Source organism: Burkholderia sp. EMB26 (genome assembly GCF_024730645.1).
Taxonomy (GTDB): domain Bacteria; phylum Pseudomonadota; class Gammaproteobacteria; order Burkholderiales; family Burkholderiaceae; genus Burkholderia; species Burkholderia cenocepacia.
This window is the reverse complement of record NZ_CP078072.1, coordinates 54,350-80,209: the sequence shown is the minus strand read 5'-3', so window position 1 is coordinate 80,209 and position 25,860 is coordinate 54,350. Positions and strand designations below refer to the sequence as shown.

Annotated in this window: 23 protein-coding genes and 1 pseudogene; 12 read left to right on the top strand and 12 right to left on the bottom strand. The window is 67.8% G+C overall.

Annotated elements, in window-relative coordinates; genetic code table 11:
* Nucleotides 1–138: 138 nt before the first annotated feature.
* From KU887_RS30710 to KU887_RS30695, 4 genes are all read right to left on the bottom strand, one after another.
* Nucleotides 139–1,173: an alpha/beta hydrolase gene (locus KU887_RS30710; RefSeq protein ID WP_006490920.1), complete on the bottom strand. Its 1,035-nt coding sequence runs from the start codon at nt 1,171–1,173 to the stop codon at nt 139–141.
* A 57-nt stretch (nt 1,174–1,230) separates the two neighbouring features.
* Nucleotides 1,231–1,656 (bottom strand): organic hydroperoxide resistance protein, encoded by a 426-nt coding sequence (locus KU887_RS30705; RefSeq protein ID WP_006481042.1) that lies wholly within the window; start codon nt 1,654–1,656, stop codon nt 1,231–1,233.
* 223 nt (nt 1,657–1,879) lie between these two features.
* Nucleotides 1,880–2,446 carry a TetR/AcrR family transcriptional regulator gene (locus KU887_RS30700; RefSeq protein WP_006490955.1) on the bottom strand — a complete coding sequence of 189 codons (567 nt, stop codon included), beginning with the start codon at nt 2,444–2,446 and terminating at the stop codon, nt 1,880–1,882.
* 126 nt (nt 2,447–2,572) lie between these two features.
* Complete coding sequence (locus tag KU887_RS30695; RefSeq protein WP_006490952.1) at nt 2,573–3,169, bottom strand: TetR/AcrR family transcriptional regulator; 597 nt, start codon at nt 3,167–3,169, stop codon at nt 2,573–2,575.
* A 148-nt stretch (nt 3,170–3,317) separates the two neighbouring features.
* Between KU887_RS30695 and KU887_RS30690 the strand changes: the two genes are divergently transcribed.
* The 5 genes from KU887_RS30690 (at nt 3,318) to KU887_RS30670 (ending at nt 9,031) form a co-directional block, all read left to right on the top strand.
* A complete protein-coding gene (locus KU887_RS30690; protein ID WP_258258694.1) occupies nt 3,318–4,337 on the top strand; it encodes a S9 family peptidase in 1,020 nt (339 codons plus the stop codon).
* Between the two features lie 93 nt (nt 4,338–4,430).
* Complete coding sequence (locus KU887_RS30685) at nt 4,431–6,284, top strand: ABC transporter ATP-binding protein (protein ID WP_034203892.1); 1,854 nt, start codon at nt 4,431–4,433, stop codon at nt 6,282–6,284.
* 122 nt (nt 6,285–6,406) lie between these two features.
* Nucleotides 6,407–6,919 carry a DUF4262 domain-containing protein gene (locus tag KU887_RS30680; RefSeq protein WP_258258693.1) on the top strand — a complete coding sequence of 171 codons (513 nt, stop codon included), beginning with the start codon at nt 6,407–6,409 and terminating at the stop codon, nt 6,917–6,919.
* 192 nt (nt 6,920–7,111) lie between these two features.
* Nucleotides 7,112–8,284, top strand: a complete 1,173-nt coding sequence (locus KU887_RS30675) for a porin (RefSeq protein ID WP_125333352.1) — start codon at nt 7,112–7,114, stop codon at nt 8,282–8,284.
* Between the two features lie 102 nt (nt 8,285–8,386).
* Nucleotides 8,387–9,031 carry a glutathione S-transferase family protein gene (locus KU887_RS30670; protein WP_258258692.1) on the top strand — a complete coding sequence of 215 codons (645 nt, stop codon included), beginning with the start codon at nt 8,387–8,389 and terminating at the stop codon, nt 9,029–9,031.
* A 117-nt stretch (nt 9,032–9,148) separates the two neighbouring features.
* Here the strand turns inward: KU887_RS30670 and KU887_RS30665 are convergent, their stop codons facing one another.
* From KU887_RS30665 to KU887_RS30655, 3 genes are all read right to left on the bottom strand, one after another.
* Nucleotides 9,149–9,616 (bottom strand): hypothetical protein, encoded by a 468-nt coding sequence (locus KU887_RS30665; RefSeq protein WP_034203882.1) that lies wholly within the window; start codon nt 9,614–9,616, stop codon nt 9,149–9,151.
* A 56-nt stretch (nt 9,617–9,672) separates the two neighbouring features.
* Entirely contained in the window at nt 9,673–10,341 is a 669-nt protein-coding gene (locus KU887_RS30660) for a hypothetical protein (RefSeq protein ID WP_034203881.1), read from the bottom strand.
* 197 nt (nt 10,342–10,538) lie between these two features.
* A complete protein-coding gene (locus tag KU887_RS30655) occupies nt 10,539–11,516 on the bottom strand; it encodes a LysR substrate-binding domain-containing protein (protein WP_258258691.1) in 978 nt (325 codons plus the stop codon).
* A gap of 57 nt (nt 11,517–11,573) precedes the next feature.
* Here KU887_RS30655 and KU887_RS30650 point away from each other — a divergent pair, with 57 nt between their 5' ends.
* The 3 genes from KU887_RS30650 (at nt 11,574) to KU887_RS30640 (ending at nt 14,670) form a co-directional block, all read left to right on the top strand.
* Entirely contained in the window at nt 11,574–12,473 is a 900-nt protein-coding gene (locus tag KU887_RS30650) for a DMT family transporter (RefSeq protein ID WP_006490937.1), read from the top strand.
* Between the two features lie 652 nt (nt 12,474–13,125).
* Nucleotides 13,126–14,280: a branched-chain amino acid ABC transporter substrate-binding protein gene (locus KU887_RS30645; protein WP_258258690.1), complete on the top strand. Its 1,155-nt coding sequence runs from the start codon at nt 13,126–13,128 to the stop codon at nt 14,278–14,280.
* A gap of 87 nt (nt 14,281–14,367) precedes the next feature.
* Nucleotides 14,368–14,670: a hypothetical protein gene (locus tag KU887_RS30640; RefSeq protein ID WP_006490931.1), complete on the top strand. Its 303-nt coding sequence runs from the start codon at nt 14,368–14,370 to the stop codon at nt 14,668–14,670.
* 86 nt (nt 14,671–14,756) lie between these two features.
* Here KU887_RS30640 and KU887_RS30635 read toward each other — a convergent pair whose 3' ends face one another.
* Nucleotides 14,757–17,804, bottom strand: coding sequence for an FAD-binding and (Fe-S)-binding domain-containing protein (locus tag KU887_RS30635; protein WP_258258689.1), 3,048 nt, complete (start codon nt 17,802–17,804; stop codon nt 14,757–14,759).
* Nucleotides 17,805–17,957: 153 nt separating this feature from the next.
* Here KU887_RS30635 and KU887_RS30630 point away from each other — a divergent pair, with 153 nt between their 5' ends.
* Nucleotides 17,958–18,848: a LysR substrate-binding domain-containing protein gene (locus KU887_RS30630; protein WP_006492443.1), complete on the top strand. Its 891-nt coding sequence runs from the start codon at nt 17,958–17,960 to the stop codon at nt 18,846–18,848.
* A 20-nt stretch (nt 18,849–18,868) separates the two neighbouring features.
* Here the strand turns inward: KU887_RS30630 and KU887_RS30625 are convergent, their stop codons facing one another.
* Nucleotides 18,869–19,717 (bottom strand): LysR substrate-binding domain-containing protein, encoded by an 849-nt coding sequence (locus tag KU887_RS30625; RefSeq protein WP_006490930.1) that lies wholly within the window; start codon nt 19,715–19,717, stop codon nt 18,869–18,871.
* Nucleotides 19,718–19,828: 111 nt separating this feature from the next.
* Here KU887_RS30625 and KU887_RS30620 point away from each other — a divergent pair, with 111 nt between their 5' ends.
* Complete coding sequence (locus KU887_RS30620) at nt 19,829–20,476, top strand: LysE family translocator (RefSeq protein WP_258258688.1); 648 nt, start codon at nt 19,829–19,831, stop codon at nt 20,474–20,476.
* A 69-nt stretch (nt 20,477–20,545) separates the two neighbouring features.
* Here the strand turns inward: KU887_RS30620 and sfnG are convergent, their stop codons facing one another.
* The 3 genes and pseudogenes from sfnG to KU887_RS30605 all read right to left on the bottom strand — a co-directional run bounded on the left by sfnG (nt 20,546) and on the right by KU887_RS30605 (nt 22,728).
* On the bottom strand, nt 20,546–21,649 hold the full coding sequence (gene sfnG, locus KU887_RS30615; RefSeq protein WP_006490941.1) for a dimethylsulfone monooxygenase SfnG: 1,104 nt from the start codon (nt 21,647–21,649) through the stop codon (nt 20,546–20,548).
* A 37-nt stretch (nt 21,650–21,686) separates the two neighbouring features.
* A pseudogene (gene msuE, locus KU887_RS30610) lies at nt 21,687–22,249 on the bottom strand (FMN reductase).
* A 53-nt stretch (nt 22,250–22,302) separates the two neighbouring features.
* Nucleotides 22,303–22,728, bottom strand: a complete 426-nt coding sequence (locus KU887_RS30605; protein ID WP_258258687.1) for a hypothetical protein — start codon at nt 22,726–22,728, stop codon at nt 22,303–22,305.
* Here KU887_RS30605 and KU887_RS30600 point away from each other — a divergent pair.
* A complete protein-coding gene (locus KU887_RS30600; protein WP_258258686.1) occupies nt 22,727–23,854 on the top strand; it encodes a sigma-54-dependent Fis family transcriptional regulator in 1,128 nt (375 codons plus the stop codon). The two genes, KU887_RS30605 and KU887_RS30600, sit on opposite strands and share 2 nt — an antisense overlap.
* Before the next feature lie 252 nt (nt 23,855–24,106).
* Entirely contained in the window at nt 24,107–25,807 is a 1,701-nt protein-coding gene (dhaL, locus tag KU887_RS30595) for a dihydroxyacetone kinase subunit DhaL (RefSeq protein WP_258258685.1), read from the top strand.
* Nucleotides 25,808–25,860: the final 53 nt, after the last annotated feature.

Below are 25,860 nucleotides of genomic sequence, written 5' to 3'. Positions count from 1 at the left end.
CTGTCGCCCGATTTCCCGATCGCCATTCCACCGTTGCGCGCGACACGCTGCGGGCAGGGATGAAACGCCCACATACAGAAAAACGGCGGGCAGATGCCCGCCGTCCCGCCGTTCAGGTTCGAACGACCACCGGTCGCGTTACTTCAACCGCGTCGCGATTTCGTTGGCCATCGCCTTCGTCGCGGCCTTCGTCGGCGCATCGTCGGCCAGCGCGTTCAGCAAGCCGAAATCGTGGATCGTGCCGTCGTAGCGCGTGGTCGTCGCCTCCACGCCGGCCGCGTCGAGCTTGCGGCCGTACGCTTCGCCTTCGTCACGCAGCACGTCGAACTGCGCGACCTGGATCAGCGCGGGCGGCAAGCCCTTCAACTGCGCGATGCTCGCGCGCAGCGGCGACGCATAGATCTCGTTGCGTTGCGCTTCGTTCTTCGTATAGGCGTCCCAGAACCACTTCATCATCGGCCGCGTCAGGAAGTGGCCCTGCTGATACGCGTTGTACGAACCGGTGTTGAAGTCGTGGTCCGTGACCGGCCACATCAGCCCCTGGAAGCGGATCGCGGGACCGCCCTTGTCCTTCGCCATCAGCGCGACGACAGCCGACATGTTCCCGCCGACGCTGTTGCCGACCACCGCGAGGCGGCTGCCGTCGACGCCGATCTCCGCGCCGTGCGCGGCCACCCACTTGGTCGCCGCATACGCCTGGTTGATCGCGACCGGGTAACGCGCTTCCGGCGACGGCGTGTAGTTCACGAACACCGCGACGGCGCCCGACTGCACGACGAGATCGCGCACGAGCCGCTCGTGCGTCGGGAAATCGCCGAGCACCCAGCCGCCGCCGTGGATGAACACGAATACCGGCGGCGTACCCGTCACGCCTTGCGGGCGCACGATCGTGACCGGCACCGACAGGCCGTCCTGCTCGATCGTGCGGTTCGACACGTCGATGCCGGACAGATCGACCTTCACGCCGTTTTGCGCGTCGACCAGCACCTGGCGCGCCTTCGCGGGGCTCAGCGTTTCGAGACCCGGGCCCTTCTGGCCGTTCAGCGCGGCGAGGAACGCGCTCGTCTTCGTATCGGGACGGACGGCGTCGGCGCCCGCGGCGAACGCGGCAGGTGCGGTGGACAACGCGGCTGCAACGGCGGCGGCGATCAGCAGCGGTTTGACGATCTTCATGGTGCAACTCCTTGGTTGATGCTTCGAATGGCGATGAATGTTTGGTACTGCGATCGATCAGACGAGCGTGAGCGTGACGTCGATGTTGCCGCGCGTCGCGTTCGAGTACGGGCAGACGACGTGCGCGCGGTCGATCAGCGTTTGCGCGATATCGCGATCGAGGCCGGGCAGCGAGATCTTCAGTTCGACTTCGATGCCGAACCCGTTCGGGATCGCGCCGATGCCGACGCTGCCCTCGATCGCCGCGTCCGCGGGGATCGCGATCTTGTCGCGCGCCGCAACGAACTTCATCGCGCCGATGAAGCACGCGCTATAGCCGGCGGCGAACAGTTGCTCGGGGTTCGCGCCCGCCCCGCCCGCGCCGCCGAGTTCGCGCGGCGTGGTCAGCTTCAGGTCCAGACCGCTTTCGGGCACCGTCGCACGGCCGTCACGGCCGCCGGTGGCTTTTGCATGGGCGCGGTACAGCACTTTTTCGATCGACATGACAGACTCCTTTTTCAGCAAATGAATGAAACAGCCTTCGAACCGGGGACCGCGTGCCGGCGGGTTCTCGCCGACATCGCGTTATTTATCTACCCATAGATAGACAAATATCCCCAAAAAAATGCAGATGGTCGATCCACCTGCGTCAGTCATCTATCTACTACATGATAGATAACGAGATCCAATAAAAGGCGGCGAGCCGCCTGACTGCTGGCGCCGTCCGTCAGGACCGCGTTTTCCAGACGGCCTCGACATCCTCGAGACGCGCCCGCGTGTGAAACAGCCGGCTGGCCAGCACGCTGCCCTGGAACGCCGCGTACAACGTGCGCGCCGCCGTGTCGGGCTCGCCGCTGAACTGCAGCGTGCCTTCCTTCGCGCCTTGCGCCAGCAATTCCGCGAGCCAGCGCTCGTTGGCGCTGAAGAACGCCTGCACGGCCTGCCGCACGTTGTCCGGCAACGTCTCGATGTCGGCCGCGAGCATCCCGCACAGGCAGATCAGGTGGCCGTCGCCGAGCGTGCGGCCGAACATCTTCGTGTACAGGCTCAGCTTCACGTCGGCCGGCAACGCCGGATCGATCGCCCGCATGGCCGCGAGGACTTCGTCGCTATAAGCCGCCACCGCTTCCAGCACGAGATCGTCCTTCGACGGGAAGTAGTAGTGGATGCTCGACGTCTTCACGCCCACCAGGTCGGACAGGTCTCGATAGCTGAAGCCGTTGTAACCCCGCTGCATCATCAGCGTGATCGCGTGGTCGAGAATCTGTTCGCGGACGGTCGGTTTCGTTTCCATGGGTTGAACTTTATCTACTCATAGATAGATAGTCAAGGACTTTTTTACGGCCCCGGCGGAATGCGTGTCGATGGCTGCCGGTGGGCCGTGTCCCGCGCAAATCGGGCCCGGGCCGCGCCCTTCCGCTCACTGCGGCTTCAACATCCGCCGAATGATCGTCCGCAGCATCGCGCGATGCGCGCGCGGCTTGAATCCCGGCTCGAACACGACGCGCCCGACCGCCCCTTCCGCCAGCGCGAGTAGCCAGGTCGCGACGAGATCCGGCTTCAGGCTCCCGTCGATCCTCCCTTGCGCGACACCCCGCTTGATCAGCGCGACCATGCGCCCCTTCACCTGCGCCTCGTTCGCCGCGAACAACGCGGCGACGTCGGGATTGCGCGTCGCCTCCGCCGCGGTCTCGACGCAGATGCGCGCATAGACGGGATCGCTCGACAGTTCCATCAACGTCAGTGCGATCTCCTCGATCGCGGCCAGCGCATCGTCGGCGTCCGCATGCTTCGCGAACAGCTCGGCCATCTCGCGCTGGTCGTCCTGCGCGATCGCCTCGATGATCGCCGCCTTGGTCGGGAAATAGTGAAACAGGTTGCCCGGGCTCATCCCGGCCGCCTTGCAGATCGCGGCCGTGGACGTCGCATGGAAGCCGTCGCGCGCAAAACAGTCGATCGCGGCATCCAGGATCTGGCGCCGCTTCGCTTCCACTCTTTCAGGATCGATCTTTCTCAACGGGAACTCCGTGCTCGACGATGGCTCAAATATTTATTAGACTGATCAGTCGATCTATTATCTCTGCGAGATCTCGGAACCGTCAAGGCAGCGTGCGCTTCGCATGCGTCGCTCACGACATCCGCTCACACGAACAATCAGAGGGCCCATGAAACGCATCGTCATCGTCGGTATCGCGCTCGTCGCGTTCGCTTGCGTCGCGGCGGGCGCGCTTGCGCTGCGCGGCCTGTCCGACTTCGAGCTGAAGGGCGCGACCGTGTCGACGCTGACATTCCATGCGGGCGACGCCCACCTCGTCGGCACGCTTGCGCTGCCGGCGCACGCCCCCGACGCGCCGATCGCGCTGCTCGTGCACGGCGACGGGCCGCGCACGCGCTTCGCGGACGACGCGATGCTGCCGCTCGTCAACAGCCTGCTCGACGCCGGCATCGGCGTATTCGCGTGGGACAAGCAGGGTACCGGCCGCAGCAGCGGCGACTGGCTCGCGCAATCGATGCAGGACCGCGCGAACGAAACGGTCGCCGCGATGGCGCGCGTGCGCGCCGCGGCCGGCCCCCCGCACAAGATCGGCCTGCTCGGCTTCTCGCAGGGCGGCTGGGTGATTCCGCGCGTGGCGAACGCGGTGCGGCCCGCGTTCTCGGTGATCGTCGGCGGCGCCGTCAACTGGCGCCGCCAAGGCACCTACCTGACGCGCCAGCAACTCGCGGCAACGGGCCTGCAGCCGGATCGAATCGATGCGACACTGGCCGCCGAGCGACGCGAGAACGACGCCATCTTCGGCCGGGCGGACGCGCCGGCCGATCCGGCCCGGCGCCCGGACATCGAGCCGCGCCGCTTCGGTTTCATCGCGCTCAACTACCTGGAAGACGCATCGCAGGCGCTGGCGACGATGCAAGGGCCGGTGCTGGCCGTGTGGGGCGCACTGGACCGCAACGTCGATCCGGCCGACGAGGCGAATGCCTATGCGCACGCATTCGGGAACCGGCCCGACCGGCGCGTCGTCGTGGTGCCGGGCGCGACGCATGCGTTGCTGCGCGGCCGCTGGTTCGACTATCAGCTCGAGTCCGACTGGCCGAAATGGAAGACGTGGCTGTACATGGCGCTCGGGCGCCACGCGTACGCGCCGGACACGCTCGGTCCGATCGAAGCGTGGATCCGGTCGCAGTGAACGCGTGCGCCGCGCGCGCCGCCGCACATGGAACAGGCATCAGGCAATATCGGTCGCGCCCGCTCGCGCGATCGCATCAAGGAGAGGTTTTCAATGTATTCGTGGTTTGAACGGCGCCTGCCGACTTTCCCGCTCGAAGATCCCGTCACGCCGCCGAAGGGATTCTTCTCGTTCGTCTGGGCGTGCACGAAAGGCGCGCGCGGCTGGCTCCTGCTGATCGCGCTGACGTCGGCCGCGCTGGCCGCGTACGAAGCCGCGCTGTTCGCGATGATGGGGCACGTGGTCGACTGGTTGTCGTCGTCGACGCCGGCCGAATTCGGCGGTCGCCACTTCGGCGCGCTCGCGGGCTTCGCGGCGATCCTCGCCGGCAGCGCGCTGTTGATCGCACTGCACACGATGGTCAAGCACCAGGTGCTCGCGATCAACTTCCCGATGCGGTTGCGCTGGCTGTTTCACCGGCTGATGCTCGACCAGAGCCTGTCGTTCTATGCGAACGAGTTCGCGGGCCGCGTGACGACCAAGATCATGCAGACCGCGCTCGCGGTGCGCGACGCGCTGTTCATGTCGGTCGACGTCGTGATCGGCGTCACCGCCTACCTGATCGGCATCCTCGTGCTCGCCGCCAGCTTCGACTGGCGGCTGATGATTCCGCTCGCGCTGTGGGCGCTCGGCTACGGCGCGGCGTGCGCGTATTTCGTGCCGCGTCTCGGTGCGGTCGGCAGCCGGCAGGCCGACGCGCGCGCGCTGATGACGGGCCGCATCACCGACGCGTATTCGAACATCACGACCGTGAAGCTGTTCTCGCATACGCGGCGCGAAGCCGACCACGCGCGGCGCGCGATGGAAGCGTTCAAGGCGACCGGCGACGCGCAGATGCGGCTCGTCAGCGCGTTCGAGATCGTCAACCACCTGCTGTCGACGCTGCTGCTGATCGGCTCGGCCGGCCTCGCCCTCGTGCTGTGGATGCACGGCGAGGCGAGCGCGGGCGTGGTCGCGGCCGTGATCGCGATGGCGCTGCGCCTGTCGAGCTATTCGCACTGGATCATGTGGGAAATGACCGAGCTGTTCGAGAACGTCGGCACGATCCAGGACGGCATCAACACGCTGACGAAGGTGCGCAGCGTGGTCGACGCGCCCGATGCGAAGCCGCTCGTGGTGCAGCGCGGCGAAATCGTGTTCGACAACGTGCAGTTCGCGCACGAGGACAACGATCGCGCGGTATTCGACGGGCTGAACCTGACGATCCGGCCGGGCGAGCGCATCGGCCTGATCGGCCGCTCGGGCGCCGGCAAGTCGACGCTCGTGAACCTGCTGCTGCGTTTCTACGACGTCGGCGGCGGCGCGATCCGGATCGACGGGCAGGACATCGCGCACGTGACGCAGGACAGCCTGCGCGGCGCGATCGGGATGGTCACGCAGGATACGTCGCTGCTGCACCGGACGATGCGCGAGAACCTGCTGTACGGCCGCCCCGACGCGACCGAGCGCGAGATGCGGGACGCGGCCGTGCGCGCGGAAGCGTCCGAGTTCATCGACCGGCTGCGCGACCGCCACGGCCGCAGCGGCTACGACGTCGAGGTCGGCGAGCGCGGCGTGAAGCTGTCGGGCGGCCAGCGGCAACGCGTCGCGATCGCGCGCGTGATGCTCAAGGACGCGCCGATCCTCGTGCTCGACGAAGCGACCAGCGCGCTCGATTCCGAGGTCGAAGTCGCGATCCAGCGCAGCCTCGACAGCCTGATGAGCGGCAAGACGGTGATCGCGATCGCGCACCGGCTGTCGACGATCGCCGCGATGGACCGGCTGATCGTGCTCGACGAAGGGCGCATCGTCGAGGAAGGCACGCACCAGCAGTTGCTGCAGGCGGGTGGCATTTACGCCGCGCTGTGGGCGCACCAGAGCGGTGGGTTCCTCGGGGAGACGGCGGAAGCGGAAAGCGTCGAGCAGTAGCCGGAACCGCTGTGGCAACATGGCGGCACGGCGATCGCGGGTGGGCTTCACCGCGATCGCCTACCCGCCGGCAGGACGCCATCGCTGCTTGCCGCCGCCCGACCCGGAATCTAGGAACCTCCGTGAACACACGGCCGGATATCGCCACTGCGCTCGACGCGCCCGATTCGGTGCTCGACGAAGACGAGCAGCGCTTCGTGCATCAAATCCGCCAGCACGGGTGGTTCCGCACGGAAGTGTTCGCGGAAGACGACCAACCGGGCTTCTCGTTCACGACCGGACTGTGGGTCAACCACGGCTTTCCGGAAATCATCGTGTTCTCGCTGCCGGCGCGCCTCGTCCATGACGTGCTGTGGGGCGTCTACCGAAAAGTCGCGGCCGGCACGCCGCCGCCGGTCGGGGAAGTCACGTCCGCCGTCTACGGCAACGCGAACGCGCTGCTGATGCGGGTCGAGCCAGCGCATTACGAAGCCCATCTCGGCTGGAACCGCTGGTTCTACGGCAACGACGCGTTCCCGTGCGTCCAGTTGCTGTGGCCCGACCGCAACGGGATTTTTCCGTGGCAACCGGAAGCGGACGATGCATTGAACGCGGCGCAGCCGCGCCTGTTCGCATCGGGCGACGAGCGCCACTGACCCGCGGCGCCGGATCGCACCGCACGGCCGCGATGCACGAGCCCTCCGCGCGCCGCTCGTCAATCCGTTGCGCACGCACCCATCGCCGCGCCGCCTCATAACGATCCGACAATTTATTGGTTCCCTTGACGATGCGCCGTCCGTATCGTTCACCGATTCGTCAGACCAATCGACCAACGGGGGAATTCAACAATGAAACAGATCCGGTCATTCGCGTTGCTCGCGCTGCCGGCCGCGCTCTTCGTCGCGGGCGCCCACGCACAAAGCAGCGTCACGTTGTACGGCATCGCCGACGCGGGCATCGCGTACGTCCACAACGCGCAGAACGCGAACGGCAGCAACGCGTCGAACCTCGTCAAGTTCGGCAGCGGCAACCTGTCGGGCAGCCGCTGGGGACTGCGCGGCATCGAGGATCTCGGCAGCGGCCTGTCCGCGCTGTTCCAGCTCGAGAACGGCTTCAACATCGGCACCGGCGCGCTCGGCCAGGGCCAGCGCGAATTCGGCCGCAAGGCCGTCGTCGGCCTCGCGAGCAGCACCTACGGCACCGTGACGCTCGGCCGCCAGTACGATCCGATCGTCGATCTCGTACAGGGCCTCACCGAAGACAACTACTTCGGCGGCGTGTTCGCGACGCCGGGCGACCTCGACAACTACGACAACAGCCTGCGCGTCAGCAACTCGGTGAAATACACGAGCCCGCTGATCTCCGGCTTCCAGTTCGCCGCGCTGTACGGCTTCGGCGGCGTCGCGGGCGCGACCGGCAGCGGCCGCACCTACAGCTTCGGCGCGAGCTACGCGAACGGCCCGCTGTCGCTCGGCGCCGGCTACTTCTACGCGAACGGCGGCACGACGGTCGCGGGTGGCGTGCGGACGTGGTCGAGCAGCTCCGACACGCTGTTCAACACCGTGATCAACCAGGGCTTCTCGAGCGCGAAGTCGATCCAGATCGTGCGCGTGGCTGGGCAGTACGTGGCCGGGCCGGCGACCTTCGGCCTCGCGTATTCGAACACGCAGTACGGCGCGGACACGCTGTCGGCGTTCAACCGGAACGCGAAGTTCAACAACGGCTCGGCGTTCTTCAACTGGCAGTTCACGCCGGCGCTGCGCGCGGGCGTCGGCTACAACTACACGTCGCTGACGGGCCCGGCTTCCGCGCACTACAACCAGGTCAACCTCGGCGCGGACTACGCGCTGTCGAAGCGCACCGACCTGTATGCGCTGTTCGGCTACCAGAAGGCGAGCGGCAACACGCTCGACGCGAGCGGCGCGACCGTGAAGGCCGCCGCATCGGTCGGCGCGTACGGCGTGAACTCCGGCACCGATACGCAGGAACTCGCGATCGTCGGCATTCGCCACAAGTTCTGATCGTCCCGGCGCACGACGATCGCCGCAGGCGCGCACCACGAGGCGCGCCTGCGGCGTTTACACTGTCCGCTTTTACGTTCGTCGCGACACGAGGAGCCCGGCATGCTAACGGTATGGGGACGACGCAATGCGTTCAATGTCCAGAAGGTGATGTGGCTCGTCGACGAGCTCGCGCTCGCGCATCACCACGTGCCGGCCGGCGGCCGGTTCGGCGTGCTCGACACGCCCGAATTTCTCGCGATGAACCCGCACGGGCGCATCCCGATGATCGACGACGACGGAACCGTCGTCTGGGAATCGCACAGCATCCTGCGCTACCTCGCCGCGCGTCACGGGCGCCCGGGCTTCTGGCGCGACGATCCCGCCGAACAGTCGCGCGCCGACCGCTGGATGGACTGGGCGCAAACGACCCTGCAGCCGGCGTTCCTCAACGGCGTGTTCCGCGGCTACTACCGCACGCCGCCCGAGCAACGCGACACCGTGCGCGTCGAACACAGCATCGCGCAATGCGCGCAGTATTTCCGGCTGCTCGACACCGTGCTGGCCGGGCAGCCGTTTCTCGCGGGCGACGCGATCACGCTCGCCGACATCGCGGTCGGCACGCACCTCTACCGGTATTTCGAGCTCGATATCGCGCGACCCGACGTGCCGCACGTCACGGCGTGGTATGAACGATTGAAGGCGCGGCCTGCGTATCGCGCGCACGTGATGATCCCGTTCGACGAGCTGCGCGGCAAGCTCGACTGAGCGGGTGCGAGGCCGGTCGCATCGGCATGTCGCGTACTGCCTGATTTCCCGCCTCTCGCTTCGGCAGGTCGGGACACCGATGAAGATGGCTGACGCCCGCGGCGGTCGATGCCGGGATCAGCGCGTAGCGTGGCGCTGGGCAACGCAATAAACGGCCGCCGCCGTGATCCCGAACATCAGATGAGCGATCAGCGTGATCGTGTCGCGAACCGCGATGAACCACGGAAAGATCGTCGTGAACCCGTACAGGTTCACGCCGTACAGAAGGAGCCCGAACACGCCGCCGGCGAGTAACGCGGGCCCGAGCGACAGGCGCCGGATGACACGTACCAGCACGGCCGCATAGGCCACCGAAAGCACCGCATGCACGAGCGTCGCCACGCCCATGACCAGCGGATCGAACCCGCCCGGCGCACCGAGCACGCGCGGCCCCATCACGATCGCGGCCGTGAGGCGCGCGTCGCGCAACAGGTTCCGGACGGCGTCATCGCCGGCGATCGCCCAGAGCAGCAACTCGATGACGGTCGATCCGACCGCCGCGCCGAACGCCGCCCAGAGCATCGGGACCACACTCGCTCGTTTCACTGGTCGTCCTCGTGGCGGCCGGTTGATGCGCGGAACGAACCGCCGTGCAACGCGGTTTACGACGCCCCTTCGCAGTCCGACCAGTACGCGAACGGATCGCGATGTTTCGGATAGTGCTCGTCGAGCCATTTCAGCAGCGTCGCCCGCGCATTGTCGATGTCGGCCTTCAACGACGACGTCGTCAGTTCGTGCAGTTCGATGGACTTTTCCCGATCCATCACGAAGCAGTTCCAGTCCGGGCCGTCGAGATCCGGATCGTCGGATGCCTTCGACGACTTGCTCCAGCCGAAACGCTTGCGCGCATCGATGTAGTAGCGCGGATGCACCTTCAGATACGACATCTCGCCGCCCTGCAGGCTGCTCTCCGCGCGCAGCACGTCGCGCTCGTCGACGATCTGCGTGACTTCCGGAAGCCGGCGCGAGCGCCATCCGGCGGGTAGCGTCGCCACCGCACGGACGCTGTCGTAGGTGCCCCACTCGAGGCCCCACGCTTCGGCCATGCGCTTCATGAACGCGTCGGCGCTCGGATAACCGCGCAGCTGGATGCGGGTCGACAGCGTGACTTCCACCCCGCCGCGACCGCCGGATGCGCTCGACACCTCGTCGTCCGCTTCGAACGGATTGCCCGGACGCGGCGATTCGCGCTTCGCGTCCGCAGGCGCCAGGCCGGAAAAAAGCTGATCCAGCGCCGCACGCGCCTTCGACGATTTGTCTGGTCTATTCATCGGTTCCCTTTTGTGCAAATTTGAACCCGTACTGCAATGGTTGGTGATTGCCCTGCCGTCGGGCAAAGGCTCGATTCCGCTTCGCTGCGGTCATCTCGCCGTTTTCCGCGGCTGCATTGTAACGATTTGGCGGTAGCGGCAGAACGAACGGGACACGCGGGCCGCGGCGCCCGCCTGCGCGAACCGCAACGGACGCGCTACCGCAGCGCCTTCACCATGCGCTCCATCAACGCGAGGACCTCCGGCCGATTCTCGCCCTTCGCATGCACGAAGTGATAGCTGAGCAACGAATCGACCTCGTGACGGCTCACGCGCACGAGTGCGCTGCGCTGCAGATACGCATCAGCAAGCGGCGTGCGCGCGAGCGCCACGCCGAGCCCGGCTTCGGCCGCCGCCAGCACGAGGTTGTAATCCTCGAACCGGCGATCCTGCGCACGCGGCTTGAACGGAATGCCGAGCGCATCGAACCACGTACGCCACCCGGTCACGTCGGAATCGTGCAGCAACGGCATGTCGAGCAACGCCGCGTCGCCTGTTCCTCGGCGCATCCTTGCCAGTTGCGCGGCGAGCCGCGGATGCGCGACCGGATACAGCCGTTCCGGCATGAACGGGTGGGTTTCGAGCTGACGCCAGTTGCCGCGACCGTAACGGATCGACAGATCCGCTTCGCCGCCGGCGATATCCACGTTGCGCAGCTCGATGCCGAGTTCGATGCGCAGCGCGGGCGCTTCGCTTTCGAGCGCGGGTTGCCGCTCGAACAGCCACAGCTGCGCGAATGCGGGCACCACACTCATCCGGACGAGTCGCGGCGTGCGCGGCGAACGCCACTGATCGGCCGCGCTGTCGATGATCGCGAACGCCTGCTCGATCCGGCCGACGAAGCGCTGCCCGTCCGGCGTCAGGCGCACGCCGCGCGCATGCCGCTCGAACAGCGCCATCCCGAGCCAGTTTTCGACGGCGGCCACCCGTCGGCTGATCGCACCGTGCGTGACGCCGGAGACGTCGGCAGCCGCGAGAAACGACCCTTCGCGCGCCACCGTGCAGACCGTCTCCAGGCTCGCGAGCGGCGGCCGCGGGACCGGCATCGACGCGGCGGCCGCCAGCCCGCCGGCCATCTGGCGCACCCGCGCCGGACCGCCGGCGCGCCGCGCGCCCGAGCTGTGAGCCATATTCATATCCGGGTGTTGATCTGTGCGCTAGCTTAGCATCTCGGCACACCGCACCATTGCCGCATGAATACCGTTTCGTCACCGACGTCGCGCAGCGCGCGACAACCGCTCGTCGCGGCAGCCGCGGTTGCGTTCACGATCGTCTCGTGGGCGTCCGCGTTCCCGTTCATCCGCATCGGCCTGCACGGCCTCGCACCGCTGCAGCTCGCGGCGGCGCGCTTCGCGACCGCCGCGTTGCTCGTGATCGCATGGCTCGCGTGGCGACGGCCACCGCGGCCGACGAAAGCCGATGCGTGGCGCTTTCTCGCGTGCGGCCTGCTCGGCATCGCACTCTACAACGCGCTGCTCAATACCGGCGAACAGACCGTGTCGGCCGGCGCCGCGAGTTTCATCGTGAATACGCTGCCGATCTTCACCGCGCTGCTGGCCGCCGTGTTCCTGCGCGAGCGCTTCAATCGCTGGGGCTGGCTCGGTTCGCTGGTCAGCCTGGCCGGCATCGCGGTGATCGCGCAAGGGCAGCCCGGCGGCCTCGTCCTCGGCTCGGGAAGCACGCTGATCCTCGGCGCGGCGCTGTGTTCGGCCAGCTATTTCGTGCTGCAGCGGCGGCTGATCCCCGTGTACGGCGCGCTGCCGTGCACCGCGTACACGCTGCTGGCCGGCGCGGTCCTGCTCGCGCCCTGGCTGCCCGGCGCACTCGTGTCGCTCGGCGGCGGATCGCGCGATACGGCGCTGGCCGTCGTCGTACTCGGCGTCTTTCCCGCCGCGCTCGGTTACGCCACCTGGACCTTCGCGCTCGGCTACTTCGGCGCGGCGCGCGCGGCCAGCTTTCTCTACCTGACGCCGGCGGTCGCGACGCTCCTGTCGGTGGTGCTGACGGGCGAGCGGCCGGGCATCGCGACGGCGTGCGGCGGCCTGCTCGCGATTGCGGGAGTGATCGTCGTCGCGTTGCGCGGACGTGCCTAGCTGAAGTCGAGCCGGCAGCGAATTGCGCGGCTGACGCGACGATCCGACGGCAGAAGCGAGCCGGTCCCAAAACGCCTCCGCTTCTGCCGATCCGGATGAACGGTTCGGCCCGTGGAATCGGCACCCACTCGTGGGCGCGCGCCGAACTTGACCGTTAGTTGCATAAAGACGGACATCGCGCTCGATGCTGCACGACGGATGAAATGGGATACACGATTCTCGCGTGACCAAACTGTGCAGACAAATCGACCGAACAGTTCCCGATTGACCGCGCGTCAGTGTCCATGGCTTCGCCCCGGCGACCGGCCGAATAATGGATGCGGCCGTAAGGCCGACGACAGCGAATCGCAGCCTTCGGGCCGCCGCGGCGCACGATTTCCGGCATCCGGCACCTTCGGTCTCCGGGCGCCGACCCGTGTCGCGCCGGCCCGCTACGGGATTCGCCGCAGCGCGCAAAACCGGCTTCAGATATATTCATATGAATTGCACCGCGTCGGGTACCGGCCTGCCCGCTCGCCCCGGGCGGCACGTCATGCGGCCCGGCGCGATGCAAGTGAAGCCCGCGAGGGTATGGAGACTCGTCCGATCGCCCCGGCCCCGCAGCCGGCCGGTCGAGACGTCAATAGAAAGACATTCAATTCGGAGATGGCAGATGGAACGAAGCACTGTCGGCATGCGCTGCAAACCCCTGATCACCGTTGCACTGGCCGCCGCCGCGTTCGCGGCCGCGTCGGCCGCGCTGGCCGACCAGGTCGTGAAGATCGGCAGCGTCGAACCGACGACGGGTGGCATCTCGCACCTCGGCAAGGACAACGAGAACGGCGCGCGCCTCGCGGTCGAGGAAATCAATGCGAAGGGCCTGACGATCGGCGGCAAGAAGGTCACGCTGCAACTCGACGCGCAGGATGACGCGGCCGACCCGCGCCAGGCCACGCAGGTGGCGCAGAAGCTGGTCGACGACAAGGTCGTCGCCGTGATCGGCCACCTGAACTCGGGCACGTCGATCCCGGCGTCGAAGATCTACAGCGACGCGGGCATCGTGCAGATCTCGCCGTCGGCCACGAACCCGACCTACACGCAGCAAGGCTTCAAGACGACCTACCGCGTCGTCGCGACCGACGCGCAGCAGGGCCCGGCGCTCGCGAGCTATGCGCAGTCGAAGGGCGTGAAGAGCGTCGCGGTGATCGACGATTCGACCGCGTACGGCCAGGGCCTCGCGAACGAATTCGAGAAGAAGGCGAAGGCGCTCGGCCTGAAGGTGCTGTCGCACGACGCGACCAACGACAAGGCGGTCGACTTCCGCGCGATCCTGACGAAGATCAAGGGCGAGAACCCCGACGCGATCATGTACGGCGGCATGGACGCCACCGGCGGCCCGCTCGCGAAGCAGGCGAAGCAGCTCGGCCTGCGCGCGAAGATCCTGTCCGGCGACGGCGTGTGCACCGACTCGCTGGCCGAGTTGGCCGGCCCGGCGGCCGACAACGTGCTGTGCTCGCAGGCAGGCGCTGCGCTCGAGAAGATGCCGGGCGGCGCGGACTTCCTCGCGAAGTACCAGAAGCGCTTCAACCAGGGCATCAAGTTCGATGCGCCGTTCGCGTATGACGCGGTCTACATCGCGGTCGACGCGATGAAGCGCGCGAATTCGACCGACCCGGCGAAGATCCTCGCGGCGATGCCGGCGACCAAGTACGACGGCGTGATCGGCACGACGACGTTCGACGCGAAGGGCGACCTGACGCACGGGATCATCTCGATCTACGGCTACAAGAGCGGCAAGAAGACCTTCCTCGACCAGGTGAAGATGTAACCCGACGCGGCGTCGGCACGACGGGAACGCCACCCGTCGGCGCCGGCGCCGCGCGGGCCGGATTCTGATTCACGGAGACGAAGCATCATGTGTGCAATGGCGTATGCGGAATTCCAACAGGAGTTGAAGAAGGCGCAGTTGACGGCGCGCGAGTTCGCCCGCCTGATCCGGATGAACGAAAGTTCGATCACCAACTATTCGAGCAAGGGCACCGTTCCTTCCCACCTCGCGGTCATCGCGAAACTGATCGGCACGCTGGCCGCGCACGAGATCGACTTCCGGCGCGTGATCCGGCAAATGCGGATCGAGCCGAAACGGCCGCGCGGCGTCGGCGTGTTTCCCGCCGCGGAAAAACCGCGTCCGCGGAAAGCGGCGAAAGCCGACGCCTGACCCGCGCCGGCCCAGGTCGAAAGCGGCACGGGGATGGCCGCTCTACGAACGATCGACGCGCCCTGACGGGCCGCACCGCTACAACATCACCCTACCGCGCGCACATGATCGAGCAGCGCCTGCAACGGATGGCGCACCTGCTTCGACGACAGGCGTTTCACCTGGCTGCGACACGAATACCCGGTCGCCAGCGCCTCGCCCTCCTGCTCCGGCCCGTCGACGTGCACGGCCCACGACTGCGCATAGATCGTCTTCGACGTCGCGAGATTACGCGCCTCGTGCCCGTACGTGCCCGACATCCCGCAACACCCGGTCGCCTGAACCTGCAAGCGCAACCCGCGACGCGCGAACACCTGCGCCCATTGCTTGCCGCTGTCCGGCGCATTGGTCTTCTCGGTGCAGTGCGGCAGCAACCGATATGAAACCGTCGCCCTGCCCGCACCGGCTTCCGGCAACGCGCCCAGCAGCCACTCCTGCGGCAGCGCGACGGTCGGCACATCGGCGAGTCCCGTCACCTTCAGGTATTCCTGCCGATACGTCAGCGTCATCGCCGGATCGAGACCGACCAGCGCGACGCCCGAGCGCGCCAGTGCGGCCAGTTGTGTCGCGTTGCGGATCGCCGCCTTCGCGAATGCGTGAAGAAAGCCCTGCACGTGCAGCGCCTTGCCGTTCGGCGCGAGCGGCGCGAGCCACACCTGGAAACCGACGCGCGCCGCCAGCTCGATCAGCGTCGCCAGTTGCTCGGTATCGAAATAGCGCGTGAACGTGTCCTGCACGATGACGACGCTGCGCGCGCGCTGCGCCTCGCTCAGCGCGGCGAGCGCATGCGGATCGGCCGGCTTCACGTTCCATGCGCGGATCACGGCCGCGAGATCGAAGCGGCTCAGCAGCGGGCTGTCGACCATGCCGACCTGGCGCTCGAGCAGCGTCCTTACCCAGTTGGCGCCCATCAACCCGTTGTACAGCGCGGGCACGCGCGCCATCCACGGCATCGTGAATTCGAGCGAGCCGATCAGGTAATCGCGCAGCGGTCGCAGGTAGCGCTGGTGATACAGCTCGAGAAAGCGCGAGCGAAACTCGGGTACGTTCACCTTGACCGGGCACTGCCCCGCGCACGATTTGCATGCGAGACATCCGGCCATCGCGTCGTACACCTCGTGCGAGAAATCCGCGTCGCGACGACGCGCGTTGCGGCTGTTGCGCCAGCGCTCGGCCAGACCGCGCAGCAACGGCTGCCGCGTGCGCGCCGCCGCGACGACGTCGACGCCGGCCTGCCCTTGCAGGCGCAACCATTCGCGCATCAGCGACGCGCGCCCCTTCGGCGACTGCACGCGTTCGCGCGTCGCCTTCCACGACGGGCACATCGCGTCGTCGGGATCGAAGTTGTAGCACGCACCGTTGCCGTTGCAATGCATCGCGGTGCCGTAGCTCTGCCACACGCGCTCGTCGATCTGCCGGTCGTGGTCGCCGCGCGTCGGCACCTCGTCGATCTTCAGCAGCCGCAGCGTGGGGTCCGGCGGCGTCGCGATCTTGCCCGGGTTGAACTGGTTGTGCGGATCGAACGCGGCCTTCAACTGCTGCAGCGACGGATACAGCTCGCCGAAAAACGCCGGCGCATATTCGGAGCGCACGCCCTTGCCGTGCTCGCCCCACAGCAGGCCGCCGTGACGCTGCGTGAGTTCGGCCACCGCATCCGACACCGGCCGCACCAGCGCCGCCTGCTTCGGGTCCTTCATGTCGAGCGCCGGGCGCACGTGCAGCACGCCCGCGTCGACGTGGCCGAACATCCCGTACTGCAGCCCGTGGCCGTCGAGCAGCGCGCGAAATTCGGCGATGTACGCGGCGAGGTTCTCGGGCGGCACCGCGGTGTCCTCGACGAACGGTTGCGGACGCGCTTCGCCCTGCACGTTGCCGAGCAGGCCGACCGCGCGCTTGCGCATCGCGTACACGCGCTTCACCGCATCGTCGCCGGCCGCCAGCGTATGGCCGAGACGCTCCACGCTCGTATCGGTGCGCAGATGCTCGACGAACGCGCGCACCTGCGCATCGACGTCGTGTTCGTCGTCGCCGCTGAATTCGATCAGGTTGATGCCGAGCGTCGGACGCGCGTCGTCCTGCGGGAAATACTCGGCCACGCTGCTCCACACGAAGTCCTTCATCGCGAGCATCAGCACCTTCGAGTCGACCGTCTCGATCGACAGCGGCCGGTGTTCGAGCAGCGCGCGCGCGTCGCGCAGCGCGTCCATGAAGCCCGCGTAACGCACGTTGACCAGCACCGAAAACTTCGGGATCGGCAGCACGTTGAGCTTCGCCTCGACGACGAAGCCGAGCGACCCTTCCGCGCCGCACAGTACGCTGTTCAGATTGAAGCGGCCGTCCGCTTCGCGCAGGTGCGCGAGGTCGTAGCCGGTCAGGCAGCGGTTGAGTTTCGGAAACTTCGCGTCGATCAACGCGGCCTTGTCGTCGCGGATGCGCCGCGCGGTGCGATATACCTTGCCGACGCGGTCCTGCCGCGCGCAGCGGCGCTCCAGTTCTGCTTCGTCGAGCGCGTCGCTGTGCAGCCGCTCGCCGCCCATCAGCACGAAATCGAGTTCGAGCACGTGGTCGCGCGTCTTGCCGTACGTGCAGCTGCCCTGCCCGCTCGCGTCGGTGTTGATCATCCCGCCGACGGTCGCGCGGTTCGACGTGGACAGCTCCGGCGCGAAGAACAGCCCGTGCGGCTTCAGCGCCGCATTGAGCTGATCCTTGACGACGCCCGCCTCCACGCGCACCCAGCGCGCTTGCGCATTGATTTCGAGGATCCGGTTCATGTTGCGCGACAGGTCGACGACGATGCCGTCGGTCAGCGACTGCCCGTTGGTGCCGGTGCCGCCGCCGCGCGCGGCCACCGCGACGTCGCGGTGCGCGGGCTCGGCCAGCAGCCGGGCCAGCAGCTGGACGTCATCCGCGTGCGCGGGGCAGATCACCGCTTGCGGCAGGCGCTGGTAGATCGAGTTGTCGGTGGCCTGCACGGTCCGGTTCGCGTGGTCCGCGCGGATTTCCCCGGCGAAGCCGGCGGCCTGCAGCGCGACGAGAAAATCGCGGTAAACGGTCGTGGACGGGCTGGCGGGACGGGGCAACGGGACGATCGACATGGGGCAAAGGCGCAATGTGGGTGGGGCCGGCCGGTTCGCGCACGCCAAAACATGATTTTTTGGCAAGTTTCCGCTCAACCGGGAATTCCAGTATCTTTGGATATTCCGTCAGAAACAAACGAATTCTTATCCGGCGAAGCTTGCATAAAACTCATGAATTACCGCCGCCTCACCCCATCGATGTCGCTGCTGCTCGTGTTCGAGGCCGCCGCCCGGCATGAAAGCTATACGCGCGCGGCCGACGAGCTGTCGCTGAGCCAGAGCGCGATCAGCCGGCAGGTCCAGACGCTCGAGGATCAGCTCGGCGTGCCGCTGTTCCGGCGTGAAGGCCGTTCGGTCAAGCTCACCGAAGTCGGCCGCCGCTACTTCGCCGAGCTGAGCGGCGCGCTCGGGCGCATTCGCGGCGCGACGCTGCAGGCGATGTCGCATCAGGCCGGCGCCGGCACGCTGCGGCTGGCCACCCTGCCGACGTTCGGGTCGAAATGGCTGCTGCCGCACCTGCACGGCTTCTACGCCGCGCATCCGGGCGTGACCGTGCACCTTCATTCGCGGATCGGCGCGCTCGATTTCCTCAACGACGACCTCGACGCGGCGATCACCGTCGGCGCGGGTGACTGGCCGGGCCTGCACGCGCACCGGCTGTACAACGAGTTCCTGATCGCGATCGCGCCGCCCGACGCCGGCGGCCGCCGCAAGGCCGACGCGCGCACGCCGGCATGGGCGGCGAAGCAGACGCTGCTGGGCGTGACGAGCAATCAGCAGGCCTGGGCCGAGTGGTTCTCGCACTATCGGCTCGATCATCGCCAGATGCGGATCGGTCCGAGTTTCGAGCTGACGTCGCACCTGATCCAGGCCGTGCGCGCCGGAATGGGGATCGGGCTGGTGCCGAAGGTGCTGGTGGAGGATGAATTGAGCCGCGGCGAACTCGACTCGATCGGCGACGCGATCACCAGCCAGCGCAGCTATTACCTCGTCTATCCGCCGGGCAACGAGACGCTGCCGTCGCTCGTCGCGTTCCGCGAATGGCTGCTGACGTCGTGCTGACGTGCCGCCCGTAGCGGGCTTCAGGCACGCCACTCGCCGAGAATCTGCTCGGCCAGGTAGTCGCACGGCGGGCGCGCGGACTGCGCGCTGCGCGCGAGCACGACCTCGAGTTCACCGAGCGACGGCAGCCCGTGGCTCTCCGACAGCTGCAACAGGTGATCGGGCACGCAGCAGCGCGCGAGCGGCGCGATGGCGAGGCCGGCCTCGACCATGCTGAGCAGCCCGAGAAAGCTCGGGCTTTCGTATGACATCCGGTACGGAATCTTCCGCCGGTTCAGCGCCTTGATCGCATGATCGCGCGCCATGCTGCCGTGCGAGAACAGTGCAACCGGCAGCGGCCGCTCTTCCCACACGTTGCGCTTCGCCGATCCGGTCCAGACGATCGGTTCGAGCCGGATCAACTCGCCGGACACGCCCTTGACGCGGGTCAGGCACGCGAGGTCGACCGTGTTGTCCTTCAGCATCGGCACGAGCGCGCTGCTCGGCTGGCCGATCACGCGCACTTCCACACGCGGATGCATCGCGGCGAACTTGCCGAGCACCTGCGGCAGCAGCGACGAGATGTAGTCGTCGGGCACGCCGATCGTCACGCGGCCGCGGATCTCCGGGCGCACGACCGACGCCCACGCCTCGTCGCGCATCGCGAGCATCCGGCGGCCGTAGTCGGCGAGCATCCTGCCGTCGTCGGTCGCCGTCACGTTGCGCGTGTCGCGGATGAACAGCGGCTTGCCGAGCGCGTCTTCCAGCGTCCTGATCTGCATGCTCACCGCCGACGGCGACCGATGCACGGCCTGCGCGCCCTGCGCGAACGATCCGGAATCCGCGACGGCGACCACCATCGCGAGCACATCGAGGTCGAGCTTCTTCATGTCGATTCAGAAAAACTGATCAATCGATTCAGTTTATCCCGTTTTACTGTTCATCTCCATCGCCGGACAATGCATTCCGTCGGCACTCACTCGATGCAGGAAGCAGAAAACATGCATACGTCCGGATCGCTCTACGGGTTTCTCGTCATCGGCGGCATGCTCGCGGTGACGCCGGGGCCGAACATGGTCTACGTGATGTCGCGCTCGATCGCGCAAGGGCGGGCGGCCGGACTCATTTCGCTCGCCGGCGTGATGATCGGCTACCTGTTCTACATGTTCGCCGCGGCGTTCGGCATCACGACGCTGTTCATGAGCGTGCCCTATGCGGGCAGCGTGCTGGGCGCGGTCGGGGCGACCTATCTGCTGTACCTCGCATGGCAGGCGGTGCGGCCCGGCGGCCGCTCGCCGTTCGAGGTGAAGACGCTGCCGAACGAGCAGCCGCTGCGGCTGCTCGCGATGGGCGCGACGACCAGCGTGCTGAACCCGAAGCTCGCGATGCTGTTCGTGTCGCTGTTGCCGCAGTTCATCGACTACGGGCATGGCAGCGTGTTCGGCCAGTCGCTGTTTCTCGGCTCGCTGCTGATTGCCGCATTCGCGTCGGCCAACGGGCTGGTGGCGATCTGCTCGAGCCGCCTCGCGAAGTTCCTGCACGGCCGCCCGGCGCTGCTGCTCGCGCAGCGCTGGGTGATGGGCATCATCCTCGGCAGCCTCGGCGTGCAGATGGTGATCGAAGCATCGAAGCTCGCGGGCGTCGCGTGAGCGTCACGCCGCCGCACGCTCCCGCACGGTCGCGGGCCGCGCGCGTGCGGCGGACAAGCAGCGTAAGCGTCACGCGGCGATGGCCTGCCGCTGCGCCTCCAGTTCGCGCACGAGCGGCAGCACGCGCTTGCCGAAGTATTCGACTTCCTCGATGAAGTGCAGGAACCCGGCCAGCACGAGATCGACGCCGATTGCCTTCAGGGCGACGATCCGCTCGGCGATCTGCTGCGGCGTGCCGATCAGGTTCGTGCGGAAGCCGTCGTTGTACTGCACCAGATCCTCGAACGTCGACTTCGCCCAGTTGCCCTCGCCTTCGGGCGACGCCTTGCCGGCCTGCTTCACCGCATCGCCGAACGCGTGCACGGCCTCGACGTGCGCATGCCGGATGATGTCGTCGAGCACGGCCTGCGCTTCTTCCTCGGTGTCGCGCGCGATCACGAACGCGTTGACGCCGATTCGCACGCGATGGTTGTTCGCGGCCGCCTTCGCGCGGATGTCGTCGATCTGCGCCTTCAGGTTCTCCGGCGTATTGCCGTTCGTGAAATACCAGTCGGACACGCTCGCCGCGTTGTCGCGCGCCGCGCGCGAGCTGCCGCCCTGGAAGATTTCCGGATGCGGCTTCTGCACCGGCTTCGGGCTCAGCGTGTAATCGTTGAAGCGATAGAAGTCGCCCTTGAACGTGAAGTTGTCCTGGGTCCAGATACCCTTGAGCGCCTGGATGAATTCCTTCGAGCGCCGATAGCGTTCGTCGTGCTCGAGCCACGGCTCGCCGATCGCGGTGAATTCGCCCTTGAACCAGCCGCTCACGACGTTGATCGCGATGCGCCCGTTCGAGATGTGGTCGATCGTCGCGAGCTGTTTCGCGACCACGGCCGGATGCCACGGCCCCGGCAGGATCGCGGCGAGCACCTTGAGCTTCGTCGTCGCATGCAGCAGCGCCTGGCTGAACGACACCGACTCGTGCTGGTATTCGGCGCCGTAGCCGGCCGTGAAGCGGATCTGGCTCAGCGCGTAGTCGAAGCCGGCCGCCTCGGCCGTGCGCGCGAGTGTCTGGTTGTACTCGAGGCTCCAGTCGGTGCGCTGCTCGATCGTGCTGACGACGAGGCCGCCGCTGACGTTCGGCACCCAGTACGCGAATTTGACGCCATCGGCGGAAGGGTCGGGAAGGCTCATGAAGGTGTCCTGGTCGAAGGGGAAACGAAAAAGCGGCTTACGCGGCCGCGACGGAAGGCGCGGGCGCGCGCAGTTGCGGCACCGCGCGGTCCACGGCGAGCGCGATGCGCTCGCGCAACGCCGCACTGGCGATCTGGTACTGGTCGAAATCGCTTTCGGACGCGTACACGCCGATCGGCAGCGTGCGCGCCTGGAAGAAGCTGAACAGCGGGCGCAGTTGATGGTCGATCACGAGCGCATGCCGCTCGCTGCCGCCGGTAGCCGCGAGCAGCACCGGCACGTCGACGAGCGCGTCGTGGCGCACGAGATCGAACAGGTGCTTGAAGAGGCCCGTGTACGACGCGCGATACACCGGGCTCGCGACGACCAGCGCATCGGCGCCGTCTCGATCGTGCGGATCAGCGCGTCGAGATCGGCCGGTACCTGCGCACGCGTCAGCGCGCCGGCCAGCCGGCTGCCGATCTCACCGAGTTCGATCAGCCGCGTCTCGATCGGCAGCGCGGCGCCCAGCGCCGTGACGATCGCGTCGGTCAGCGCCAGCGTGCGCGACGGCCGCTGCAGGCTGCCCGATATCGCGACGACGTTGAGGGTGTGGCTCATGCAATGCGTTCCCGTGGTGAAGCCGCGTGTCGATGCGGCGATACCGGTTCGGGTCAGCAAGGAGCGTGCCATCGGCATGGATGCGCGAAAGAAATCTCGTCCGGACAACGAAATTTCTTGTCATCGCCCGCCGGCACTGGCGCGCCGCCAAATGCGCGATGGTGGCAAGCATTGCGACGCGCGTGCCACATCGATATTCCGCGACGCGATGAACGGGATGCAGCGGATCTGCTGATGTGCTGCTGATCAGACAGCAACGCATCACGCGCGATAGCGTCGAATTCGACGTTTCGACGTCGCGGCACCGCCGCTCTGCCGCGCCATTGCGGGTTCCGCAGCAATCGCACTTTGGTTATCAGAAATCGATGCTTTTCGCGCGCGGCGAAACGTTCAACACTCTGCTGACCACGCAGCAGCCGGACCGCGGCGCCCGCCGGCACGGGCGCGCTCGGCCCGGCCATCCAACGGTTCATCGCCATGACTTCGATTTCCGCATCGCCACGCCCGCTCAATCTTCGTATCGTCGCCGCATCGCGCGACCCGGCTGCACGGCAGGCCGCGGCGCCGGTGCTCGCGCTGCCCGAACGTCACGCACCGTCCCGCGCGCAGGCGCAGGTGTTCGCCGACCCGCGTTCGCTCGCGCTGCTCGAACAGGTTCGCCGCGTCGCGCCGAGCGACGCGAACGTGCTGATCGTCGGCGAGACGGGCACCGGCAAGGAACTGATCGCCCGCCGCGTGCACGCGCTCGGCGCCCGTCGCGACGGACCGTTCGTCGCGGTGAACTGCGGCGCATTCTCCGAAACGCTCGTCGACAGCGAACTGTTCGGCCACGAGAAAGGCGCGTTTACGGGCGCGTTGAGCACGAAGCCCGGCTGGTTCGAAGCCGCGCACGGCGGCACGCTGTTTCTCGACGAAATCGGCGACTTGCCGCTCGCGATGCAGGTCAAGCTGCTGCGCGTGCTGCAGGAACGCGAGGTCGTGCGGCTCGGTTCGCGCACGGGCATTCCGGTCGACGTGCGTGTGGTCGCGGCGACCAATGTCGACTTGCAGCAGGCGGTCGCGGCCGGACAGTTTCGCGGCGACCTGTTCTACCGGCTCAACGTCGTCCAGCTCGCGGTCCCGCCGCTGCGCGAGCGGCCGGGCGACATCCTGCCGCTCGCGCGGCACTTCTTCGACGTTTACCGCGACCGGCTCGGCGGCGGGCCGCACCGCCTCGATCCGCGCGCCGAGCGCCGGCTCCACGCACACGACTGGCCCGGCAATATCCGCGAACTGGAGAACGTGATCCATCACGCGCTGCTCGTGAGCCGCCACGACACGCTGCAGGACACCGACCTGCACATCGCGCCGCCGTGTCCGCCGGCCATCGCCGCGCCCGCGGCCGATTCGTCCGCCGACGCACAGGCGGCGCTCGAACACGCGCTGCGCGACCTGTTCGACGACGGGCACGGCAATCTCTTCGAGCACATCGAGGACACGGTCATGCGCGTCGCGTTCGAATTCAGCCATCGCAACCAGATCCGGGCCGCGCAACTGCTCGGCATCAGCCGCAACGTGCTGCGCGCGCGGCTGATTCGCGCGAAGGTGATCACGGCGCTGAAGTAACGGCGCCCGGCGCACGCCGCCGTTCCGCCCCGGCGCCATGACGCCATCGCGCCGCGATCCGTGCCGCAACGTCCGAACCTGATGTATCGTGGCGCGAAGCGTACGCTTCGTTGCCCGCCCCGCACCCGGTCGTCGGTCATGCGATCGGCTGCGACAGGCAACGGCTCGCGCACGATGCTCCGCAACACGAAAGCCGTCCGGCGCCCGTGCGCGCCCGGCCGAGCCCCGTTCACCCGTCCGGAATCCTTCGCCATGAAAAAGCTTGTGAACCGCCCGTCCGACGTCGTGCGAGAAATGCTGGAAGGCATCGCGCGACAATCGCCGCATCTCGCGATCCTCGGCGACGAGCACGTGCTCGTCCGCCAGCCGCTGCCCGAGCCGTCGCAGCGGCCGGTCGCGGTCCTGTCCGGCGGCGGCAGCGGCCACGAACCCGCGCACGGCGGCTATGTCGGCGAAGGGATGCTGAGCGCGGCCGTGTGCGGCGAAGTGTTCACGTCGCCGTCGACCGACGCCGTGCTCGCCGCGATCCGCGCGAGCGCCGGCCCGAACGGCGCGCTGCTGATCGTGAAGAACTACACCGGCGACCGGCTCAATTTCGGGCTCGCCGCCGAGCTTGCGCGTGCGGAAGGCATTCCGGTCGAAACCGTCATCGTCGCCGACGACGTGTCGCTGCGCGGCCGCGTCGAGCGCAGCCAGCGACGCGGGATCGCCGGCACCGTGCTGATCCACAAGCTCGCGGGCGCCGCCGCCGCGCGCGGGCTGCCGCTGGCCCGCGTCGCGAGCATCGCGCGCGACGCGGCGGCCGAGCTCGGCACGATGGGCGTCGCGCTCGACGGCTGCACGATCCCGGGCGCCGACAAATCGGGCTTCAGCCTCGCCGATCACGAGATCGAGCTGGGCCTCGGCATCCACGGCGAGAAAGGCGTCGAGCGCCGCGCGCCGCTGCCGGCCGATGCGCTGGCCGATACGCTGCTGTCGAGCATCGTCGCCGATCTCGTGCTCGACCGCGACGAACGCGTCGCGCTGTTCGTCAACGGTCTCGGCGCGACGCCGGACATGGAACTCGCGATCGTGCTGCGCGCCGCGTTCGACAACCTGAGCCGGCGCGGCATCGTCGTCGCGCGCGCGTGGGCCGGCACGTTCCTGTCCGCGCTGAACATGCCGGGCTGCTCGATCTCGGTGCTGCGGCTGAACGACGAACGCGCGGCGCTGCTCGACGCGCCGACGCAGGCGCGCGCGTGGCCGGGCGGCGGCCTCGTGAACACGCGGATTCGCGTGGCCGCGGCCGCGTCGCAGGACGCGCCGCCGCCGCCGCTCGATGCGGCCGGCCGCGCATGGGCCGCGCGCCTGCAACCGGCGCTGCACGCCGTGGCGCAGACGCTGATCGATCACGAGCAGATGCTGACGGATCTCGATGCGGCAGCCGGCGACGGCGATCTCGGCGCGAGCATGCGGCGCGCCGCGCACGCGATTCTCCAACTACCCGACACCGCGTACGGCACGCCGTCCGGTGCGCTCGCGGCGCTCGGCGCCGCGTTGCGCCGCGCGATCGCCGGCAGCTCCGGGCCGTTCTATGCGACCGCGCTGCTGCGCGCGTCGCGCCGGCTGGCCGATCTCGCCGAGCCGTCGCCGCGCGACTGGGCCGCGGCATTCCGCGCGGCGGTCGATGCGATCGGCGAACTCGGCGGCGCGCAGGCAGGCGACCGGACGATGCTCGATGCGCTGGTGCCGGCCGTCGATGCATTCAGCCGTGCGCTCGACGGCGATCGCGATCCCGCGAGTGCCTGGACGGCGGCCGTGGAAGCGGCCGAGCGAGGCGCGGAGGATACGGCGCGCATGACGCCGCGCGCGGGACGGGCCAGCTATCTCGGCGAGCGCGCGATCGGCACGCCGGATGGCGGGGCGGTGGCCGTGTCGTACTGGTTGCGGGCGTTGCTGCCGCACGTGCGCTGAACGGTGGCGGCGCGCGCGTCAGCCTGGCGTGCGCGCGTTCTTCCGCCCCGACA

What these genes read in the sequence shown, in the direction of transcription:
- KU887_RS30710 (WP_006490920.1), bottom strand. Translation starts at nt 1,173, where the DNA reads ATGAAGATCGTCAAACCGCTGCTGATCGCCGCCGCCGTTGCAGCCGCG.
- KU887_RS30705 (WP_006481042.1), bottom strand. Translation starts at nt 1,656, where the DNA reads ATGTCGATCGAAAAAGTGCTGTACCGCGCCCATGCAAAAGCCACCGGC.
- KU887_RS30700 (WP_006490955.1), bottom strand. Translation starts at nt 2,446, where the DNA reads ATGGAAACGAAACCGACCGTCCGCGAACAGATTCTCGACCACGCGATC.
- KU887_RS30690 (WP_258258694.1), top strand. Translation starts at nt 3,318, where the DNA reads ATGAAACGCATCGTCATCGTCGGTATCGCGCTCGTCGCGTTCGCTTGC.
- KU887_RS30685 (WP_034203892.1), top strand. Translation starts at nt 4,431, where the DNA reads ATGTATTCGTGGTTTGAACGGCGCCTGCCGACTTTCCCGCTCGAAGAT.
- KU887_RS30675 (WP_125333352.1), top strand. Translation starts at nt 7,112, where the DNA reads ATGAAACAGATCCGGTCATTCGCGTTGCTCGCGCTGCCGGCCGCGCTC.
- KU887_RS30670 (WP_258258692.1), top strand. Translation starts at nt 8,387, where the DNA reads ATGCTAACGGTATGGGGACGACGCAATGCGTTCAATGTCCAGAAGGTG.
- KU887_RS30660 (WP_034203881.1), bottom strand. Translation starts at nt 10,341, where the DNA reads ATGAATAGACCAGACAAATCGTCGAAGGCGCGTGCGGCGCTGGATCAG.
- KU887_RS30655 (WP_258258691.1), bottom strand. Translation starts at nt 11,516, where the DNA reads ATGAATATGGCTCACAGCTCGGGCGCGCGGCGCGCCGGCGGTCCGGCG.
- KU887_RS30650 (WP_006490937.1), top strand. Translation starts at nt 11,574, where the DNA reads ATGAATACCGTTTCGTCACCGACGTCGCGCAGCGCGCGACAACCGCTC.
- KU887_RS30645 (WP_258258690.1), top strand. Translation starts at nt 13,126, where the DNA reads ATGGAACGAAGCACTGTCGGCATGCGCTGCAAACCCCTGATCACCGTT.
- KU887_RS30640 (WP_006490931.1), top strand. Translation starts at nt 14,368, where the DNA reads ATGTGTGCAATGGCGTATGCGGAATTCCAACAGGAGTTGAAGAAGGCG.
- KU887_RS30635 (WP_258258689.1), bottom strand. Translation starts at nt 17,804, where the DNA reads ATGTCGATCGTCCCGTTGCCCCGTCCCGCCAGCCCGTCCACGACCGTT.
- KU887_RS30630 (WP_006492443.1), top strand. Translation starts at nt 17,958, where the DNA reads ATGAATTACCGCCGCCTCACCCCATCGATGTCGCTGCTGCTCGTGTTC.
- KU887_RS30625 (WP_006490930.1), bottom strand. Translation starts at nt 19,717, where the DNA reads ATGAAGAAGCTCGACCTCGATGTGCTCGCGATGGTGGTCGCCGTCGCG.
- KU887_RS30620 (WP_258258688.1), top strand. Translation starts at nt 19,829, where the DNA reads ATGCATACGTCCGGATCGCTCTACGGGTTTCTCGTCATCGGCGGCATG.
- sfnG (WP_006490941.1), bottom strand. Translation starts at nt 21,649, where the DNA reads ATGAGCCTTCCCGACCCTTCCGCCGATGGCGTCAAATTCGCGTACTGG.
- KU887_RS30600 (WP_258258686.1), top strand. Translation starts at nt 22,727, where the DNA reads ATGACTTCGATTTCCGCATCGCCACGCCCGCTCAATCTTCGTATCGTC.
- KU887_RS30605 (WP_258258687.1), bottom strand. Translation starts at nt 22,728, where the DNA reads ATGGCGATGAACCGTTGGATGGCCGGGCCGAGCGCGCCCGTGCCGGCG.
- dhaL (WP_258258685.1), top strand. Translation starts at nt 24,107, where the DNA reads ATGAAAAAGCTTGTGAACCGCCCGTCCGACGTCGTGCGAGAAATGCTG.